Below are 19,061 nucleotides of genomic sequence, written 5' to 3' on the forward strand. Positions count from 1 at the left end.
TAAAAAAACAATATTATGAAAGTAAAATATATATATAAATGCTTAATGATTTCTTTCGCAGCTTTGCTGTTAGGGTCATGTTCAAGCCCAGAGGTAGATGCAAAATTTGATCAAAATGCTACTGAGCGACTAAGCGGCCGTCAAAAAGAATTAAACGACGTATTGCTTTCATCGGCTGATGGATGGAAAGCTGTTTATTACACAGATAGTACACAATTAGGAGGATGGACACATTTATTTAAATTCCTTCCTGCAGGAAAAGTTGAAATGGCATCTGATTTTAATAGCGATACAGGAGTTTATACAAGCCAGTATGATATTCAGGTAGGAAGTACAGTGAGTTTGGTTTTTACAACAGAAAACAGAATTCACCTTTTATCTAATGCTGCAGATTATCCTACAGCAGGTCTTCTTGCAAAAGGTTATTTAGGTGATTTTCAGTTTTACTACTACGGACAAAAGAATGGAGATATCATTTTTAGAACAAATAGAAATGGACATTTCTTACGTTTTGTAAAAGCAACACCAAAAGACTGGGAAGATTTACCAAAAAATACACCGATTATTAAAAACATTACTGGTGATATGACAAGTCCATTGTTTAGATTGTTGGAAATCAATGATGGAAGTACAACTAAAAGCTATGATTTTGATTACAATACTAATGCACGTTTTGGTACAGGATATTCTTTGGATCCATCAACTCCAAACGAAAGTTATGATTTAGCTTTTTCATTTAATCCTACAGGTGCTTTTACCAAAATTCCATTAACAGTTAAAGATCAAAAACTTTCGGATTTTGTTTATGAAAGTGCGACAAACACTTTTGTAGCAACAGGAAAAGATGGAGTTAAAGCTACTATTAAATATACAAATGCCCCGCCAATAATAACGGACGATTATACAAACTTTGTAAACGGAAAACCTCAGATGGTTGTAGGGTATATTGCTGCTAACTTATACAATGCTCCAACAACTTCTGATTATTTCAGATTCTTGATTAATAAAGTAAATGCAACTTTGCCCGCCAATCAATCTATAGCAAGGATTCAGGTGTATTTTAATTCTGCTTTTGGAGATTATATCGAATATCGTTTTAATGGAGGAAGACCATCGGTTTATCATAACTTTACAACAAGTCCTAATAATACAACTAAAATATTGGTATTAACTCATGATTCATGGGATAATGGAACAGCAATTATTCCTGCTCCGGCATTCTTAAAAGATATTGACGAACAATTTTTTACAACTGCAGGTCTGTATGTTAAAAAAGAAAATTTTAAAATTTCATTTACAAACACTATTTATACCCTTACTAGTGCTTCAAGCAGTTTTAGAATGACAACATATCAATTAAATTAGTTTTAATTTTTTATTTTTATTTAGGAAGAAAGCAGTTCATTATTTGAACTGCTTTTTTTTTTAATACTAAAAACCTATTAATATGTGTTTTATCGTGTGTTTTTTCTTATATTATATAAGAATCAAGCACATTTAATTTCTGTCTGAAACTGACAGACAATAATGATTGAGTAACTAAAATAAATAAACTAATTACTATGTTAAAATCACTTTTAAATTTCAATAGAATTGAAGTTTTAGGCAAAGACGAACAAAAGTCAATCGTAAGCGGAACTAAAACTCCTCCAAATAAAACTTATTGTGTTGTATCGTGTTCGTTTCCAGAATCTATTAAAGGCTAATTAAAATGATACAAATTGAAAAATACTTAAGACCTATCAATATTTTTATCTTTTTTTTGGGTTTAATACTTATTACGATATCAGTATTTTATCCTAATTATAAAAGGTATTATTTATATCTTTCAATTGTAATAATTATTCCAATAGCAATAGCAGGCCTTATAAAACAAAAGAAAGATGACAGATTCAGGATACACACAACTTTAAAAACGCAATTTATAGAATGTTATTTATAGCTGTTGTATTGATAGTTATTTTTTTTGTAACGAAACAAAATCACTTATAATAATTTACTATTTATAAAAAAACAGCTCAAAAAATGAGTTGTTTTTTGTTATTAATAGTAAGAATCACGACCATTTTTTATATTACAAATTTTATTAAACGCCCAAATAATCTATATTTGTATTTCGAAAAATAAAACGAATACCTTAATATGAAATTACTAGAAGGAAAAGTAGCAATCATTACTGGCGCTAGCCGCGGAATTGGTAAAGGAATTGCAGAAGTTTTTGCTAAACACGGAGCAAATGTAGCATTTACATATAGTTCATCTGCAGCGTCTGCTGAAGCTCTTGAAAAAGAATTAAATGCTTTAGGAGTAAAAGCAAAAGGTTACCAATCTAACGCAGCTGATTTTAATGAAGCACAAACTTTTGTTGATGCAGTTTTAGCTGATTTTGGAACTGTTGATATTTTAATTAACAATGCCGGAATTACAAAAGATAACTTACTTATGCGTATGTCTGAAGCTGATTTCGACCAAGTTATTGATGTTAACTTGAAATCTGTTTTCAATATGACAAAAGCAATCCAAAAAACTTTCTTAAAACAACGTGCAGGGTCTATTATCAATATTAGTTCTGTTGTTGGAGTTTCTGGAAATGCAGGGCAGACAAACTATGCTGCTTCAAAAGCCGGAGCAATTGGTTTTACAAAATCAGTAGCTTTAGAATTAGGTTCTCGTAATATTCGCTGCAACGCAATCGCTCCAGGTTTCATCGAAACTGAAATGACTGCAAAATTATCTGAAGATGTAGTAAAAGGATGGAGAGAAGGAATTCCGTTGAAACGCGGCGGAACAACAGAAGATGTAGCAAACGCTTGTCTTTTCTTAGCTTCAGACATGAGTGCTTACATTACAGGACAAGTTCTTAATGTTTGTGGAGGAATGCTTACCTAAAAAGGTACTGAGGTTCTAAGTTACAAAGGTTCAAAGGTTTTAGTAATCAGTTTTTATCTGACTCTAGAATAAAAGCTGAACACTATAGTCATAAAATAAATTGACTTTTTTAATCTGATTATTGTAAACTGATACTGAATACTAAATAAATATGACTACAAACACGATTTTATTATTATTACTTTCTTTAGTAATAGCGGGTGGTTTGTCGTACTTTCAATACTTTTATAAAGCCAAAAACAAATCAAATCTGATTTGGTTTTTGGCTTTTTTACGTTTTCTGGCCATCTTTGGATTATTGGTTTTATTGATAAATCCGATAATTTCTAAAAGTTCGCTTCAAATAACCAAAACACCTTTGGCAATTGCCGTAGATAATTCAAGTTCAATCGCTGCTTTAAAATCAGATAAAAAAGCCCTTGAATTATACCAAAAATTAATATCCAATCCGGCTTTAAAAGAAAAATTCGAAATTCAGTCTTATCAATTTGATGATGAATTTAAAACATCAGATAAATTTGATTTTAAAGGAAACCAGACTAATCTGGATGAAGCTGCCAAGAATTTAAAAAGCATCAACAAAAACCTGACTTTCCCAACAGTTATTATTACTGACGGAAATCAAACTACAGGAAACGACTACGTTTACAGATTCGATCCTGCTAATAAAGTTTATCCTTTGGTTGTGGGAGATACAACCACGTTTTTTGATTTAAAAATAAATCAGCTGAATGTAAATAAATACGCTTTTCATAAAAATAAATTTCCCGTAGAAGTTTTTCTACAATATGCAGGAGACAAACCAGTAACGGCAGATTTTACAATTTCACAAGGAAATTCTGTTGTGGCAAAAGAAAAAGTATCTTTTTCATCGTCTAAAAAAACAGCCTCTTTAAATTTACTTTTACCGGCTGATAAGGTTGGGCTGCAAATTTTTAGAGCCAATATATCTTCAAACGCAAAAGAAAAAAACAGTTACAATAACATCAAAAATTTTGCTGTAGAAATAATCGACCAAAAATCTACAATTGCCATTGTTTCTGCTATAAATCATCCAGATATTGCAGCTTTAAAACGTGCTGTAGAAGTTAATGCACAGCGTAAAGTGATATTGGTTAAACCAAACAATATTAATCAGTTACAAGAAGCTTCGGTTTTAGTTTTATATCAGCCAAATTCATCCTTCAAACAGGTTTTTGATAACAATAAAGCAGCAGGAAGAAACACTTTTATTATTACCGGAAACAGCACTGATTTTAATTTCCTGAATCAGCAGCAAAACAATCTGGTTTTCAAAATGAGCGGACAAGTCGAAGATTATTTGTCTGAATTTCAATCGCAGTTTAATTTATTTGCTATAGATAATATCGGATTTGAAAATTTCCCGCCTTTGCAGAATTTATTCGGAACAATTTCAACAAACGGAAACGTTTCAGTTTTACTTTCTTCAAAAATTAGAAATGTTTCTACAAATGCGCCTTTATTGGCTTTTGCCGAAAACCAGGGAAAACGAACTGCTTTTCTTTTAGGAGAAAACAGCTGGAAATGGCGTTTACAGAGTCATATCGATAATCAGTCGTTTGAGAAATACGATGTCTTTGTAGATAAAGTAATCCAGTATTTAGCAACATCGGCTTCAAAAAAATCTTTGGTTGTAACACACGAAAACTTTTATAATTCTGGAGAAGAAATTGTAATCAATGCGCAGTATTTCAATAAAAATTATGAGTTTGATGAAAAGGCAAGACTAACGATTACGGTTACAAATGCCGAAACCAAACAAGCAAAAAACTACGATTTATTAAAAGGAAATAATTCTTTCTCTGTAAATTTAGAAGGGTTAACAGCCGGGAAATACAATTTTACAGTAAAAGAATTAAATTCGAACACTTCATATTCTAGTCATTTCGAAATTTTAGATTTTGATATCGAAAAGCAATTTGTAAATCCTGATGTTTTAAAATTGAAACAATTGGCCTTGCAAACCAATGGAAAAGCCTTTTTTGAAAACGAGGAAGAAGATTTGATTAATACACTTTTAGAGAATAAAGAATACAAATCAATCGAAAAAAATGTATCAACCAAAACTCCAATAATTGACTGGGTTTGGTTATTGATTTTAATTGCCGCTTTATTAACTACGGAATGGTTTGTTAGAAAGTATAATGGATTGTTGTGATAAATATAATTGAATTCCTTCTGACATTTTGTAATCTTGTGATTGTAATTAAAAGTATAAAATTATGAAAGTTAAATTCTTTTTTATCGCAGCAATTTTAATGGTAATTTTTTGTTTTTTTTCATTTTCAGAGACAAATAATACCAATAAAGCCAATCTTTTTGAAAACACGATTCAGCAGCGTTTTCAACTGCCTCAGGGATTTGTGAGAGAAGAAGAATCTAAAACTTCGTTTGATTATTTTTTACGAAATCTTCCATTAAAACCATTGGGTTTAAATGTTTTGTATTTTAATGGAACTACAAAGCCAAATCGAAATGTTTATGAAGCGGTTGTGGATTTACCCATTGGAAGACAGGATTTGCATCAATGTGCTGATGCTGTGATGCGTTTACGAGCAGATTATTTTTATAGCCAAAAGCAGTACGATAAAATACATTTTAATTTTACAAATGGTTTCCGAGCCGATTTTAGTAAATGGGCGGCAGGTTACAGAATTGCAATTAAAGGAAATAAAACCAGCTGGATTAAAACTGCAAAACCATCCGACAGTTATGAAACTTATTGGAAATACTTAGAAAAGGTTTTTATGTATGCAGGAACGGCTTCGTTAGAAAAAGAATTGAAACCAATTAATGCTTTAGACATAAAAATAGGGGATGTTTTTATAAAAGGAGGCTTTCCAGGTCACGCTGTTATTGTAGTTGATATGGCTGTGAATCCAAAAAACAATCAAAAAATTATGCTTTTAGCACAAAGCTATATGCCGGCACAGGAAATTCAAATTTTGAAAAATCCAAATAATAGTTCGTTGAGTCCTTGGTACGCTGTCGATTTTGGAACCTCTCTGCAAACACCAGAATGGACTTTTAGTTCTTCACAATTAAAACGTTTTTAAATGAAACGATTCTTTTTTTTTATCCTTATATTTCAAAATGCTTTTTCTCAAGAAATTCCATTGAATGTTCAAAAATTAATTAAAGCATATCCAGATCAAATTGTTGATTATAAGGATAATAAAATTATTTTTAGTGATAAATCAAGCTTAATTTATGATGATTTTAAAAATAAAACGAATCAGGAATTATTAGATAATCCTGATATTGAGGATCAATTTAAGTTTGTTTATAATAAAGCAGATAAGAATTTAATTCCAAAGGAAGATGCAGGAAGAATTCGAAATGAAGCTTTTTTTAAGAAAATCTACGGAAATTCGAAATCAGAAGTTGAATCAAAAATGACTGAAATTATTTGGTGTCCGAAATTAGTCAATCAAAAAGTAAAAGTAACAACCGTAAATGGAATTGATAAAATAGTAAAAAAACTCTCAGCAGAATTAGATAATAATCCAGAATTTAAAAAATACATTAATGTTATTGGAGGAACATTTAATTGGAGAAAAATTTCAGGAACAAACCGATTGAGTATGCATAGTTATGGAATGACAATAGATATTAATGTCAAAAATTCTAATTACTGGCAATGGGATTGTAAATGCAAAAATGAAGAAGTTACGCTTTTATATAGAAATCAAATCCCCCTCAAGTTAGTTTCAATTTTTGAAAAATATGGCTTTATTTGGGGAGGAAATTGGAAACATTATGACACAATGCATTTTGAGTATCGACCTGAACTTTTGTTATAAATTTCGAAATTATTTCATTTTAAAAAAAAGTACAGAGAAAAGAAGATTACGAATTTAAAAAAATATAATTATGGATTTCAGGCTGAAAGTATTTTATACCGTTGCGCTGCGCCTTAATTTCACTAAGGCGGCAACCGAATTGTATATAACACAGCCAGCAGTTTCTAAGCATATTCAGGAACTAGAAGAAACCTATAAAACCAAACTTTTTGAACGAAACGGTTCAAAAATTGCGTTAACTCCAGCAGGAGAAATTCTGCTAAAACATACAAAAGAAATTTTCGAAATTTACCGCGAAATAGATTTTGAAATGAGTTCCTTTATCAGCGAGCGTCAAGGATTACTGCGATTAGGTGCAAGCACAACTATTTCGCAATATATAATTTCTCCAGTTTTGGCCCGTTTTCATCAAAAACAAAAAGATATAAAAGTCAATTTGTTAAACGGAAATACAGAACAAATTGAAAATGCCTTAATTAATAAAGAAATCGAAATTGGAATTGTAGAAGGACAGTCAAAAAATCAATCTATAAAATACATTCCTTTTTTAAAAGACGAATTAGTTTTAGTCTGCAGCAGTAAAAATCCGTTTGTAAAACAAAATGAAATTTCAGTAAACGATTTAAAATCAATGAAATTCATTACTCGCGAACGCGGATCTGGAACACTTGAAGTTATAGAATTTGCACTTAAAAATGTCGGTTTAAAATTTAGCGACCTGCAGATTGAAATGCAGTTAGGAAGTACAGAAAGTATAAAATCGTATCTGCTTAATTCAGATTGTTTTGCCTTTATTTCTATTCATGCAGTAAGCAAAGAATTGAAAAATAAGGAATTAATTGTTTTGGATGTTGAGAAATTATCCATAGAAAGGTACTTTTATATTATCACTTTACTAGGAAAATCTGATCCTTTATCAGAATTATTTATTCAAAACATTGCGAATCATTATAACTTGAAGTTATAGTCAATTGTATTTTACGATTGGCGATTATCATTTAATCGTCGGAACTTTGCAGGGTAATTATCAATTATCCTATTTTGAAAACAAAACAACAATCCGCATCACAACTATTTGAAATTAATCATTATTTACAGCAGATCATTTTTGCAGCAATTGTTCTTTTGTGTCTGTTTTCGATTATTTCGCCTCCAGTAGCACTATTACTTGGAGTTATCATTGTGAATGTTTTTGGAAATCCATTTATAGAATTCAATCACAAAGCCATAACTTTGTTATTACAGTTTTCAGTAGTCGGTCTGGGTTTTGGAATGAACGCATCGAGTGCATTATCAGCAGGAAAAGAAGGATTTGTATTGACAGTTTTTTCTATTTTCAGCACCATAATTTTTGGTTTGCTTCTTGGGAAATGGCTTAAAACAGAGAGAAAAACATCACACTTAATTTCCTGCGGAACTGCAATTTGCGGCGGAAGTGCCATTGCAGCGATTTCTCCCGTTATAAAATCAAATGAAAATCAAACTTCAATTGCTTTGGGAGTTATTTTTATTCTAAATTCAATTGCATTATTTGTTTTCCCGTTTATTGGGCATCAGCTTGATTTATCACAAAAAGATTTCGGTTTATGGTGTGCAATCGCTATTCACGATACAAGTTCTGTTGTTGGAGCGGCAAATAAATACGGAGCCGAAGCTTTACAGATTGCAACAACAGTAAAGCTTGCAAGAGCTTTATGGATTATTCCTATTTCTCTTTTAACAGCTGTAATTTTTAAAAACAAAAACAGCAAAATAAAAGTTCCATATTTTATCGGCTTGTTTGTTTTAGCAATGCTTTTAAATTCTTATGTGCCGCAAATTTCTGTTATTGCGCCAGGCATTGTAACTTTAGCTAAAATAGGTTTAACAATAACACTGTTTTTAATTGGTGCAACTCTAAATATAAATACTTTAAAATCAGTAGGTATAAAGCCTTTATTGCAGGGAATATTTTTATGGATATTTATTGCCGGCTTAAGTTTAACAGCAATTATTTACCTGAGTTAGATTTATTTTACGTTTGAAAATTTTACAATAGGTTTATCTATCATTTTATAGAATTTTCCTTTAAATGAAAATCGTCTTTCGATCTCAAAACTAAATGCTTTTTTTGTTTTTGCCATTTCTGCTATTTCCGCAGGAAAATCAACATCAAAATCATCTTCGGCTCTTGCTGTTTTGTTATAAGATCCTTTAGTTTTAATAATTATATCTCTAAAATGTTTTTTAGTATTATCGTTTACAACTGTATAAGATCCTGACCATGAGATGAAGGAAGAATTGGTTAACTGGTATTTATCAGCTTCTAAAATAGGCTGGTATTTACCATCTAAACCTGCAACAAGATAAAGATAACCTTCATACGCACCGCCTGCACCGCCATTTGCATGTACCAATGTAAAGGCAAATTGATCTTCACCAATTTCAACCAATTTAGGAGTAGGGCATTGTGCAAAAGCACCAAAAGCAGCAACAGCAGGTTGAAAAGATCTCATTTCCCACGAACTTCCATTTTTGGCAAATTTAGCGAGGCTAAGCAGTCCGCCTGAAAAGCGTCCGGTTTGCAGACCGTCTTCATCATGAACAGAATGATTAAAAGCTAATATTTTGAATTGATTTCCTTTTGAATCTGAGTAATCTATATTAGCAAGAAGCCTGGTTGCAACGCCTTGTGTATAAGGAAATAACTGATCTCCTTCGACACCATTTACATCCAAAAAAGGTGAAGGTTTACAAGATTTACATTTCCAGCTTATAAAAGTATTTTTATCGGCAAGATTGTATAGTTTTCCAGGGAAAAGTTTCTGCATTGTTTTTACGCCGTCAAGCGGATCAGCAATTTTTAGTATTCTTTTTGGGTTTAAAATAGTATCGCTAATATTTTTGGGTTGAATATCAACATCTTGAGCAAAACAAAAAACATTCAAAAACAAAAAGAAATTTAAAATTAAAAGGCGCATAATATTGTGTTTAGATAATGAAACAAATATATAAAGAAATTGATTGTTAATATGAACTTATATCACTTTCAAGGCTCAAAAATTAAAAATGTTAAATTAGCAGAATCTTATTAATACTATTCTTTGCGTTTTCTTTAATTAAAGCTAAATTTGCTCCCTCAAATAAAATTTACAAATGAAAAAAATCCAAATGAGACCAAAATTAATCGCTTTCGGCGCTTTAATTATTGGCTTTTTTATGCTATCATGGGGAAATGTAGGCCATGAACGTATTAATAAAGCAGCTGTAATGGCTTTACCAAAACAATTGCAAATATTTTTCTACAATCACATTGATTTTATTACACAAGAAGCTTCGGTTCCGGATATCCGAAAATATGCTTTAAATTATAAAGAAGAAGGTCCCAGACACTATTTTGATATGGAAAACTTTGGTGCAGCAGACACTTATCCGCAGACACTGGAAGAAGCAAAACAAAAATATGATGCTAAATTTTTAAGCGATAATGGAATCCTGCCTTGGTACATCGAAGACATGATGACAAAGCTGACTAAAGCTTTTAAGGAAAAAAACAGAGCTGAAATTTTATTTCTTGCAGCAGATTTAGGTCATTATGTGGGTGATGCGCATATGCCATTGCATACATCAGCAAATCACGACGGACAGTTAACAGATCAAAAAGGAATTCACTCTCTTTGGGAAAGCAGACTTCCTGAATTATTCGTTAAAAATTACAAATTAAACGTTCCTGAGGCACAATATTATACAGATGTTCATAAAGCAATCTGGGACATGATTAACGATACACACAGTTTTGCACAGCCTTTATTAGATATTGATAAAAGCCTGAGAACTGCAACTCCGCAGGACAAAGTGTTTAAATTAGATGCAGAAGGTAAAGTGTTGAAAAGCAAATACAACACAGCTGTTTTCTCTGATGAATATGCTAAAAAATTGCACGAACAATTAAATGGAATGGTAGAGACTCAAATGAGAAAAGCTATTACTGCAACGGCAAGTTTTTGGTATACTGCCTGGGTAAATGCAGGAAAACCAGATTTAAGCGATTTAGATGCGCCAGCTGTTACACAAAGAAATTATCAATCTTTACAAGATGATTTAATACTGTATAAAAAAGGAGATTTATTCGGAATGAAAAATCAAAACGACTAAGAAAGAGTTTTCAGTTTTGAAAATTAAACTTTAAAAAAAAAGCCTCAAATTCATTTGAATTTGAGGCTTTTTTGATTGTTGTTTTTATGAATTAACGAACCTTTGCATATAATTTACCTTTTTGAGAGATTGAACTTAAGTCTTTAAACTGATATTCTTTCTCTTTCAATAAATATGAAGCTGATTGATAATAAGAAATAGTTTCGTCTACTAAAGTTGATTTCTTAGATTTTAATGGAATTTCGTCGTAATAAATCTGATATTCAGCAGATGGATCAATTTTAGTTTGTTTTAACTGAAACTGTTTGATTTGCTGTTTTGGAGATAAAATCGTTAAAACATCATCCTTTATTAAACCCAAATCCTGATAAGTAGCAATAAAAGCACGAGGCTTATAATTTGGTTTTAAAACATCCTGTCCAAAAAACTTACTGTTATAATCAAAATGTAAAATTCCAAAAAGCGTTGGCATGATATCAATCTGCGACATTAATTTATTATACTTTTCAGGCTTTTTATTTGGTGTATAAATAAGAGCCGGAATTCTGTATTTGTCCAGCGGAAGTTCTGTTTTACCAGCGCTCGAAGCACAATGATCAGCAACAATTACAAAAACCGTATTATTAAACCAAGGCTGTCTGCCTGCCATATCAAAAAATCTTTTAAGAGCGTAATCAGTATATTTTACACCGCCTTCACGCGATTTAATATCACCCGGAATATCAATTTTATTGTTAGGATATGTAAAAGGCCTGTGATTACTTACCGTCATGATATGATTGAAGAAAGGCTTATTTTGTTTTGCCTCATCATTCATAATCTTAATAGCTTTGTTGTACATATCTTCATCACAAACACCCCATACATTAGAAAAGGTTATTTCGTTTGGAGAAAAGCTGGATTTATCGACAATTTCATAACCATTTCCAGAATAAAAATCCTGCATATTATCAAAAAAAGCATCGCCGCCGTACATAAATTTTACATTATAACCCTTTTGCTTAAATATTGCTCCTGTAGAAAATTTGTTTTTATTGTCTTCTCGTTTTACAACACTTTCACCAGCCGTTGGAGGAATACACAATGTTACAGCTTCAAGTCCGCGAACAGTTCTGTTTCCTGCGGCATATAAATTAGTAAACTGCATGCTTTTTTGTGCCAAACTATCCAGAAACGGTGTTACATTTTCTTTATTTCCGTAAGCCTTCATAAAATCAGCACTTAAGCTTTCAACTGTAATTAAAACTACATTTTTACGAGTTTCTGCAGAATCGCTGGCAATTTTTTGAGTAGAAATTTTTCCGCATATATCAGGAAATTGTTCTTTTAAAATAGCAAAAGCTTCCTGATTCGGCATTGTTTTGTAGAATTTAAAATAATCCAGTTTATTATTCTGAAAAGCCAGGTAAAACTTGTACAAGCCATTTGACTGCAGTTCGTTTACAAATACATTTTTAGAATTTTCGGTTTTAGCCAAATTTGGAATTGCATAAAGCGCTGCTAAAAACAAACCTAAATATACAGCAGAAATTTTGATTTTTTGAGGAAACGTTGGAATATCATTAATGTAATCTGAAGATCTTTTTACAATAAAATAAGTTACTGTGCCGCTTATTAAAAATAAAGCTGAAAATATAGGGACTACAGGATATGACTGCATGATGTTTCCAATTACCTCATTTGTGTAAATAAGATAATTAACAGCAATGAAATTGTATTTTACACCAAATTCATTCCAAAAGAAAAATTCACTCAATCCGTTTTGAAGAATCAATAAGACGTATAGAAAAATTACAAAAATAAAAAGCCAGAAACGTATTTTGTTTTTCCACTTTGGTAAAAAAAGAAATAAAGCAAACAGAGCTGTTTTTATTCCAATAAAAATTAGAATAATTCTTGGCAGTGCGCCTCCATATTCGTCAAAAATACTTTTGCCCGAAGCAACATACAGAAACAATGCTGTCAATAATCCTAAAATAATATACCCCGAAGGTTTGTTGTATTTTGAATTAGAAACAAAAATAAGATACAGCCAAAGAAAAATTCCGGCTATTATAAAAACAAAAAAATCTGATACTAATCCTAAAGTAAAAATTTTAAAACTTTCTAAAGCAGTAAAAGAACTTTGTGTTATAGGATGAAACAGTAATACAAGTCGCAATACTAAACTAATTGAGAAATAGAAGATTGCAAGATTGTAAAATGGAGACAGTTTTTTGTAAAAAATCATATCGTTAATTATTTTTTACAAAATTAGATCCGATTAATTAACATTAGATGAAGTTATGCTTTTACCTTGCTTAGCCTAAACTTAATTTTTGCTTAAGATAACAATTCAGATATTACTCTCATGGTTTTAAAGTTTTTTTGACCTGTAAAATGGCTATCTTTGAAAAACGTAAAAATAAATTAACCTTGAATCAAAGTTTAACATGCATATTTTAATTGTTGAAGATGAGCTTGGAATTGTTCAGTTTTTAGAACAGGGACTTCGTGAAGAAGGATACCAGATTACGACCGCCAATGATGGATCTAAAGGTTTTGAGTTAACACAAAATCACACATTTGATTTGATTTTATTAGATTGGATGCTGCCAAAAATTAACGGGCTCGATTTGTGCAAAGCCATAAGAATTAAGGATAAAAAAACACCCATTATTTTTTTAACCGCAAAAGACACCGTTCAGGAAACCATTGAAGGACTGCGTGCGGGAGCAAATGACTATATAAAAAAGCCATTTAGTTTTGAAGAATTGGTAGAAAGAGTCAAAATTCATTTTAGAAATAAAGCTACAGATGAAATACTTACGCTCGGCAACATTACAGTTGATCTTTCTAAGCATATCGTTTTAAAAAATGACGAAGAAATCAATCTAACACAAAGAGAATTTGAATTACTGACGTATTTAATTAGAAAAAAAGGCAAAGTCTGTACCCGAAACGAAATCTTAAAAGATGTCTGGGATATTAATTTTGAATATGATACCGGAGTAATTGATGTTTTTATGAATGCGATTCGTAAAAAACTGAACCTTAAAATTGAAGAAGATTACATTAAAACTATTCGGGGCATTGGTTATATCGCCAATGATTAAGCAAGATGAAACTATTATCTTTTAAAAATAGAATTGCATTAAATTATATCGTAGGAACAGGGCTTTTGGTCCTGGCAGTTTTTTCGGCTATTTATTTTATTGTAAAACTTACCGTTTACAATCATATAGATGAAAATCTTAATATAGAGGTTCAGGACCACTTAAAAGAAATTAAAGTTGAGAACGGCGTTGTAATTTTAATGGATGCAGAAGAATGGGAGGAAAGAGAACACAACTCTGTTGATGTAAATCCTGTATTTGTTCAGTTTTTAGATTTAAATAAAAAAATCATTGAAAAATCTCCTAATTTAAAAAATGAGAAACTCGTTTTTCATAATAACAAAGATCACTTTCAGCTTTTTGATACTAAATTATTAGGAAATAAAATTCGCCAGATACAAGTACCCCTTCATTTACATTCAAAAAAAATAGGCTATTTGATTATTGCGATGTCTTTGTCAGATTCTTCAAAAGTATTAGATAATCTAATGGATACCTTGTTGGTTACATTTCCCATTATTTTATTGATTTTATTTTTTCTTGCCAGATTCTTTGCCGGAAGAAGCATAAAACCCATAAATGATATTATTCAGACTTCGAATATTATTACAAAAGATAATCTAAAAACAAGAATTCCGCTGCCTAAAACCAGAGACGAATTATACACACTTTCTAAAACAATAAATAATTTATTAAACAGAATTGAAGACGCAATTGAGCGCGAAAAACAATTTACATCTGACGCCTCGCACGAGTTAAGAACGCCACTAACAGTAATTAAAGGAACACTTGAAGTGCTTATTCGTAAACCCAGAGACAGCAGGGAATACGAAGATAAAATTAATTATTGCATAAACGAAGTCGACCATTTAAATATGCTTGTAGATCAGCTCTTAACAATGGCTCGTTTTGAAAATCAAAAGCATCAGATAAATGCAGAAAACGTTTATTTAAACGCTGTAATTTTAGATGTTTTAACTTTGAATTCAGAGAAAATAAACAGCAAAAAACTCAAAGTAAAATTTGATGCCGGCCAGGATTATTATACCTATTCAGATAATTTTCTGATCATAACAATTTTAAGAAATATAATTTCAAACTCACTTAAATACACGAAAGATGGAGGAGAAGTTTCTGTTTTCCTTTCTAAAGAAGGAGACAGAACAATCTGCAGAATTTCAGATAACGGAATAGGAATTGCAAAAGGTGATCTTGAAATGATTTTTAATCCTTTTTTTAGATCAAATTATACAGATCATCCTGAAATAAAAGGAGTTGGTTTAGGTTTGTCTATCGTAAAAAGAATTACAGAACAGCTTGATATTCAATTTAAAATAGAAAGTAAAATAGGAGTCGGCACAACTGTAATCTTGGGTTTTAAAGAAGAAATGAAAACGATATCGTAAATTGAAAATTTATAATAGAAACTGCGCTTCAGCTTTTTTTTAACAATAAACTATCGTTAAGTTATATTAAAAATTGCTTTTTTATGAAATTAACTAGTATATTTGCAACCGAATCAAAGAATTATAAAACAAACCAAACAATGATTTCAAATCAATTACATCATCATCATTTACATTATTGCTCTCAAGCGATGTGTTAATGGTATGTGTGTAAATCATCATATTTTAAAACCCGTTTGAGTACATCAAACGGGTTTTTTTATACCAATTCTTTGTACTCAAACTATTAATCAAACAACAACTAAAAAAATGAGTACTTTAAAAATTGCAATTCAAAAATCAGGTCGTTTAAACGAAGACAGTATCCAAATCCTTAAAGACTGCGGTATTTCAATCAATAACGGAATCGACCAGTTAAAAGCAGAAGCTTCAAACTTTCCTCTTGAAGTTTTGTATTTAAGAAATTCAGATATTCCTCAGTATTTGATTGACGGTGTAGTAGATTTAGCCATTGTAGGCGATAATCTTTTAGTAGAAAAAGGAAAAAATATCGAAGTTGTACAGCGATTGGGATTCTCAAAATGTAAAGTTTCTGTAGCGGTTCCTAAAACTTTTGATTACAAATCAATTCAGGATTTAGCAGGTCTTAGAATCGCAACTTCTTACCCAAATACCGTAAATGAATACTTTAATTCATTTGGTTTAAAGGTTGATATTCACCAAATTTCAGGCTCTGTAGAAATTGCGCCAAATATAGGCCTTGCAGATGCTATTGTAGATATTGTTTCAAGCGGAAGCACTTTATTCAAAAACAATTTAAAAGAAGTTGAAGTTATCCTGAAAAGTGAAGCCGTTTTAGCCGTTTCGCCAAAAGTTTCTCCAGAAATCCAAAAACACATTGATACCTTAAAATTCAGAATCCAGTCGGTTTTAAGAGCCAGAAATTCAAAATACATTTTGATGAACGTTCCAAATGACAAAATTGACGCAGTTGGAAAAATCCTTCCGGTTTTAAGAAGTTTAACCGTTCTGCCATTAGCACAGGAAGGCTGGAGCAGTGTACACTCGGTAATTGATAAAGATACCTTTTGGGATGTAATCGATAAATTAAAAGAAGTGGGAGCAGAAGGAATTTTAGTATGCCCAATTGAGAAAATGGTTCTTTAGGGCTTCGCCCGCTTTAGGCAGTAGGCTTTAAGCTTTAGGCTTTTCAAAAGTCTGCTCCTTAAGAAAAAAATAAACACAACGTTAATAAAGCCTAAAGCCCACAGCTTAAAGCTTAAAGCTTAAGAAAATGAATAAAATAGACAATCCAAAACCAGATACTTGGTCTGAAATATTAAAAAGACCAACCCAGACAATAGACGATATTGAAGTAACCGTAAAAGAAATCTTCAAAGAAATCCAGAAAAAGGGAGACGAAGCGGTAGCAAAATATACCTCAATTTTTGATGGAATTGCTTTAGACAGCTACGAAGTTACAAAGGAAGAAATACAAGAAGCAATTGAAATGATTCCAAATGATTTGAAAGAATCAATTCAATTAGCAAAAGACAATATTTATAAATTTCACAGCGCTCAAAAAACAAATAGAATTGACGTTGAAACTATTGAAGGCGTAAACTGCTGGCAGGAAAAAAGACCAATTCAAAAAATTGGATTATATATTCCGGGCGGTACAGCACCTTTATTTTCAACAGTTTTGATGCTGGCAGTTCCAGCAGAGATTGCAGGTTGTAAAGAAATAGTATTATGTTCACCGCCAGATAAAAAAGGAAAAATTAATCCGGCAATTTTATATGCTGCTAATTTATGCGGTGTAACTAAAATTATAAAAGCAGGAGGAATTCAGGCAATTGCCGGAATGACCTTTGGTACACAATCTATTCCAAAAGTGTATAAAATTTTTGGACCTGGTAATCAGTTTGTAACCGTTGCCAAACAATTAGCGACACAATTTGGAGTAGCAATTGATATGCCGGCCGGACCTTCAGAATTATTAATTGTAGCCGATGATACCGCAGTTCCGGCTTTTGTAGCTTCTGATTTACTTTCTCAGGCAGAACACGGAACAGACAGTCAGGTAATTTTGGTTTCGACTTCAAAAAAATTGATTGCCGAAGTTGAAAAAGAAGTTCAGTCACAGCTGGAAGTTCTTCCAAGAAAAGCTATTGCAGAGAAAGCAATCGAAAATTCAAAACTAATTTATGTAGAAAATGATCAGAGAGCTTTAGATTTAATTAACGAATACGGTCCGGAACACTTTATAATCTGCTCTCAATACGATGATTTTTACTGTAACGGAATTGTAAACGCGGGTTCTGTTTTTATTGGAAATTATACGCCTGAAAGTGCCGGAGATTACGCTTCAGGAACCAATCATACTTTACCAACCAATGGTTACGCTAAGAATTACAGCGGTGTAAATCTGGATAGTTTTATGAAATCAATGACATTCCAGAAAATTTCTGAAAAAGGAATTCAAAACATCGGAAAAGCAATCGAAGCTATGGCTGAGGCCGAAGGGCTGCAAGCGCATAAAAATGCTGTGACGTTAAGATTAAAGAGTTTAGAGTAAAAGACAAAGGAAGAAGAAAGAAGCAAGAGTTAAGATTTTTTAAAGTCTTTCTTCTTAATTCTTGCTTCTTAAAAAAATAAAGCAATGAATACGTTCGATATAAATACAATAACAAGAGAAAACGTAAAATCTTTAAAACCATATTCTTCAGCAAGAGATGAATTTGAAGATTTTGATACAGCCGAAATGATTTTTCTGGATGCAAATGAAAATCCGTTTCAAAATGGTGTAAACCGTTACCCGGATCCGCAGCAAAACTCAGTTAAAGCGATTTTGGCTAAAAACAATAACACAAAACAAAGTCAGATTTTATTAGGAAACGGAAGCGATGAAGTTTTAGATTTACTTTTCAGAGCTTTTTGCGAACCAAATAAAGACAATATCATTTCATTGCCGCCAACTTACGGTATGTATGGTGTTTTAGCAAATATCAATGCGGTAGAAAACAGAGAAGTTTTGCTGACAACTGATTTTCAGCCACAAGTTGAAAAGATTTTAAAAGCAGTTGACGAAAATACCAAAATTATCTTTTTATGTTCGCCAAACAATCCAACAGGAAATTCATTTTCTGATGAAAGTGTGGTGAAACTGCTTCAAAACTTCAAAGGTTTAGTGGTTATTGACGAAGCGTATATTGACTTTTCAGAAAAGGAAAGCTGGCTGACAGAAATCGATGAATATCCAAATTTAGTCATCACACAAACGCTTTCCAAGGCTTACGGTTTAGCAGGAATTCGTTTAGGGATTTGTTATGCATCAGAGGCTGTAATCTCGGTTTTAAATAAAATTAAACCGCCTTATAATGTAAACGAATTAACGCAGCAAAGAGCGAAAGAGCGTTTAAAAGATTCAGATAAAATTAAGCAAGAAATAGCTTCAATTATTGAGCAAAGAGAAGAATTGCTTAAAGTTTTACTTGAAGTAAGTTTTGTTGAAAAAGTATACCCAACAGAAGCTAATTTTATCTTAGCAAAAGTGGATGATGCTAATAAAAGATACAATCAATTAATCGAAAAAGGAATCGTTATTCGTAACAGAACAACACAGCCTTTATGTGAAAATTGTCTTCGTTTTACAATTGGAACAAAAGAAGAAAATGCTGTTGTAATTAGAGAATTGAAATTGTTGTAATTAA

Annotated in this window: 16 protein-coding genes; 14 read left to right on the top strand and 2 right to left on the bottom strand. The window is 31.6% G+C overall.

Features of this window, described 5'->3' with window-relative positions:
• Positions 1-15: 15 nt before the first annotated feature.
• From PQ462_RS11615 to PQ462_RS11650, 8 genes are all read left to right on the top strand, one after another.
• Positions 16-1,365 (top strand): DUF4302 domain-containing protein, encoded by a 1,350-nt coding sequence (locus PQ462_RS11615; protein WP_274253625.1) that lies wholly within the window; start codon positions 16-18, stop codon positions 1,363-1,365.
• 197 nt (positions 1,366-1,562) lie between these two features.
• Complete coding sequence (locus tag PQ462_RS11620) at positions 1,563-1,706, top strand: hypothetical protein (RefSeq protein WP_274253626.1); 144 nt, start codon at positions 1,563-1,565, stop codon at positions 1,704-1,706.
• 436 nt (positions 1,707-2,142) lie between these two features.
• On the top strand, positions 2,143-2,889 hold the full coding sequence (gene fabG / locus PQ462_RS11625; protein WP_012024948.1) for a 3-oxoacyl-[acyl-carrier-protein] reductase: 747 nt from the start codon (positions 2,143-2,145) through the stop codon (positions 2,887-2,889).
• A 151-nt stretch (positions 2,890-3,040) separates the two neighbouring features.
• The gene (locus PQ462_RS11630; protein WP_274253627.1) at positions 3,041-5,068 is read left to right on the top strand and encodes a hypothetical protein; all 2,028 of its coding nucleotides are present in this window, start codon (positions 3,041-3,043) and stop codon (positions 5,066-5,068) included.
• 64 nt (positions 5,069-5,132) lie between these two features.
• Positions 5,133-5,966, top strand: coding sequence for a DUF4846 domain-containing protein (locus PQ462_RS11635; RefSeq protein ID WP_274253628.1), 834 nt, complete (start codon positions 5,133-5,135; stop codon positions 5,964-5,966).
• Complete coding sequence (locus PQ462_RS11640) at positions 5,967-6,713, top strand: M15 family metallopeptidase (protein WP_274253629.1); 747 nt, start codon at positions 5,967-5,969, stop codon at positions 6,711-6,713.
• Positions 6,714-6,783: 70 nt separating this feature from the next.
• Positions 6,784-7,680: a LysR family transcriptional regulator gene (locus tag PQ462_RS11645; protein WP_274253630.1), complete on the top strand. Its 897-nt coding sequence runs from the start codon at positions 6,784-6,786 to the stop codon at positions 7,678-7,680.
• A 74-nt stretch (positions 7,681-7,754) separates the two neighbouring features.
• Positions 7,755-8,720: a YeiH family protein gene (locus tag PQ462_RS11650; protein ID WP_274253631.1), complete on the top strand. Its 966-nt coding sequence runs from the start codon at positions 7,755-7,757 to the stop codon at positions 8,718-8,720.
• A 2-nt stretch (positions 8,721-8,722) separates the two neighbouring features.
• Here the strand turns inward: PQ462_RS11650 and PQ462_RS11655 are convergent, their stop codons facing one another.
• A complete protein-coding gene (locus PQ462_RS11655) occupies positions 8,723-9,673 on the bottom strand; it encodes a hypothetical protein (protein ID WP_274253632.1) in 951 nt (316 codons plus the stop codon).
• Between the two features lie 175 nt (positions 9,674-9,848).
• On the opposite strand from PQ462_RS11655, the gene PQ462_RS11660 reads away from it, so the two are divergent.
• Positions 9,849-10,847, top strand: a complete 999-nt coding sequence (locus tag PQ462_RS11660; protein WP_274253633.1) for a zinc dependent phospholipase C family protein — start codon at positions 9,849-9,851, stop codon at positions 10,845-10,847.
• A gap of 91 nt (positions 10,848-10,938) precedes the next feature.
• Here PQ462_RS11660 and PQ462_RS11665 read toward each other — a convergent pair whose 3' ends face one another.
• Positions 10,939-13,077 carry an alkaline phosphatase family protein gene (locus PQ462_RS11665; RefSeq protein ID WP_274253635.1) on the bottom strand — a complete coding sequence of 713 codons (2,139 nt, stop codon included), beginning with the start codon at positions 13,075-13,077 and terminating at the stop codon, positions 10,939-10,941.
• A 202-nt stretch (positions 13,078-13,279) separates the two neighbouring features.
• On the opposite strand from PQ462_RS11665, the gene PQ462_RS11670 reads away from it, so the two are divergent.
• The 5 genes from PQ462_RS11670 (at position 13,280) to hisC (ending at position 19,057) form a co-directional block, all read left to right on the top strand.
• The gene (locus tag PQ462_RS11670; RefSeq protein WP_012024939.1) at positions 13,280-13,942 is read left to right on the top strand and encodes a response regulator transcription factor; all 663 of its coding nucleotides are present in this window, start codon (positions 13,280-13,282) and stop codon (positions 13,940-13,942) included.
• A 5-nt stretch (positions 13,943-13,947) separates the two neighbouring features.
• Positions 13,948-15,348 (top strand): sensor histidine kinase, encoded by a 1,401-nt coding sequence (locus PQ462_RS11675; RefSeq protein WP_274253636.1) that lies wholly within the window; start codon positions 13,948-13,950, stop codon positions 15,346-15,348.
• 309 nt (positions 15,349-15,657) lie between these two features.
• Positions 15,658-16,515: an ATP phosphoribosyltransferase gene (gene hisG / locus PQ462_RS11680; RefSeq protein WP_274253637.1), complete on the top strand. Its 858-nt coding sequence runs from the start codon at positions 15,658-15,660 to the stop codon at positions 16,513-16,515.
• 127 nt (positions 16,516-16,642) lie between these two features.
• Entirely contained in the window at positions 16,643-17,926 is a 1,284-nt protein-coding gene (gene hisD, locus PQ462_RS11685; protein ID WP_274253638.1) for a histidinol dehydrogenase, read from the top strand.
• A gap of 84 nt (positions 17,927-18,010) precedes the next feature.
• Positions 18,011-19,057, top strand: coding sequence for a histidinol-phosphate transaminase (gene hisC, locus PQ462_RS11690; RefSeq protein WP_274253639.1), 1,047 nt, complete (start codon positions 18,011-18,013; stop codon positions 19,055-19,057).
• Positions 19,058-19,061 lie beyond the last annotated feature (4 nt).

Origin of the sequence: Flavobacterium sp. KACC 22758, from assembly GCF_028736135.1 — a bacterium.
In the GTDB taxonomy this organism is placed as follows: domain Bacteria; phylum Bacteroidota; class Bacteroidia; order Flavobacteriales; family Flavobacteriaceae; genus Flavobacterium; species Flavobacterium johnsoniae.

Coding starts and splice junctions, on each gene's coding strand:
- PQ462_RS11655 (WP_274253632.1), bottom strand. CDS start 9,673: ATGCGCCTTTTAATTTTAAATTTCTTTTTGTTTTTGAATGTTTTTTGT.
- PQ462_RS11645 (WP_274253630.1), top strand. CDS start 6,784: ATGGATTTCAGGCTGAAAGTATTTTATACCGTTGCGCTGCGCCTTAAT.
- PQ462_RS11630 (WP_274253627.1), top strand. CDS start 3,041: ATGACTACAAACACGATTTTATTATTATTACTTTCTTTAGTAATAGCG.
- fabG (WP_012024948.1), top strand. CDS start 2,143: ATGAAATTACTAGAAGGAAAAGTAGCAATCATTACTGGCGCTAGCCGC.
- PQ462_RS11615 (WP_274253625.1), top strand. CDS start 16: ATGAAAGTAAAATATATATATAAATGCTTAATGATTTCTTTCGCAGCT.
- PQ462_RS11675 (WP_274253636.1), top strand. CDS start 13,948: ATGAAACTATTATCTTTTAAAAATAGAATTGCATTAAATTATATCGTA.
- PQ462_RS11640 (WP_274253629.1), top strand. CDS start 5,967: ATGAAACGATTCTTTTTTTTTATCCTTATATTTCAAAATGCTTTTTCT.
- hisD (WP_274253638.1), top strand. CDS start 16,643: ATGAATAAAATAGACAATCCAAAACCAGATACTTGGTCTGAAATATTA.
- PQ462_RS11620 (WP_274253626.1), top strand. CDS start 1,563: ATGTTAAAATCACTTTTAAATTTCAATAGAATTGAAGTTTTAGGCAAA.
- PQ462_RS11660 (WP_274253633.1), top strand. CDS start 9,849: ATGAAAAAAATCCAAATGAGACCAAAATTAATCGCTTTCGGCGCTTTA.
- PQ462_RS11665 (WP_274253635.1), bottom strand. CDS start 13,077: ATGATTTTTTACAAAAAACTGTCTCCATTTTACAATCTTGCAATCTTC.
- hisC (WP_274253639.1), top strand. CDS start 18,011: ATGAATACGTTCGATATAAATACAATAACAAGAGAAAACGTAAAATCT.
- PQ462_RS11635 (WP_274253628.1), top strand. CDS start 5,133: ATGAAAGTTAAATTCTTTTTTATCGCAGCAATTTTAATGGTAATTTTT.
- hisG (WP_274253637.1), top strand. CDS start 15,658: ATGAGTACTTTAAAAATTGCAATTCAAAAATCAGGTCGTTTAAACGAA.
- PQ462_RS11670 (WP_012024939.1), top strand. CDS start 13,280: ATGCATATTTTAATTGTTGAAGATGAGCTTGGAATTGTTCAGTTTTTA.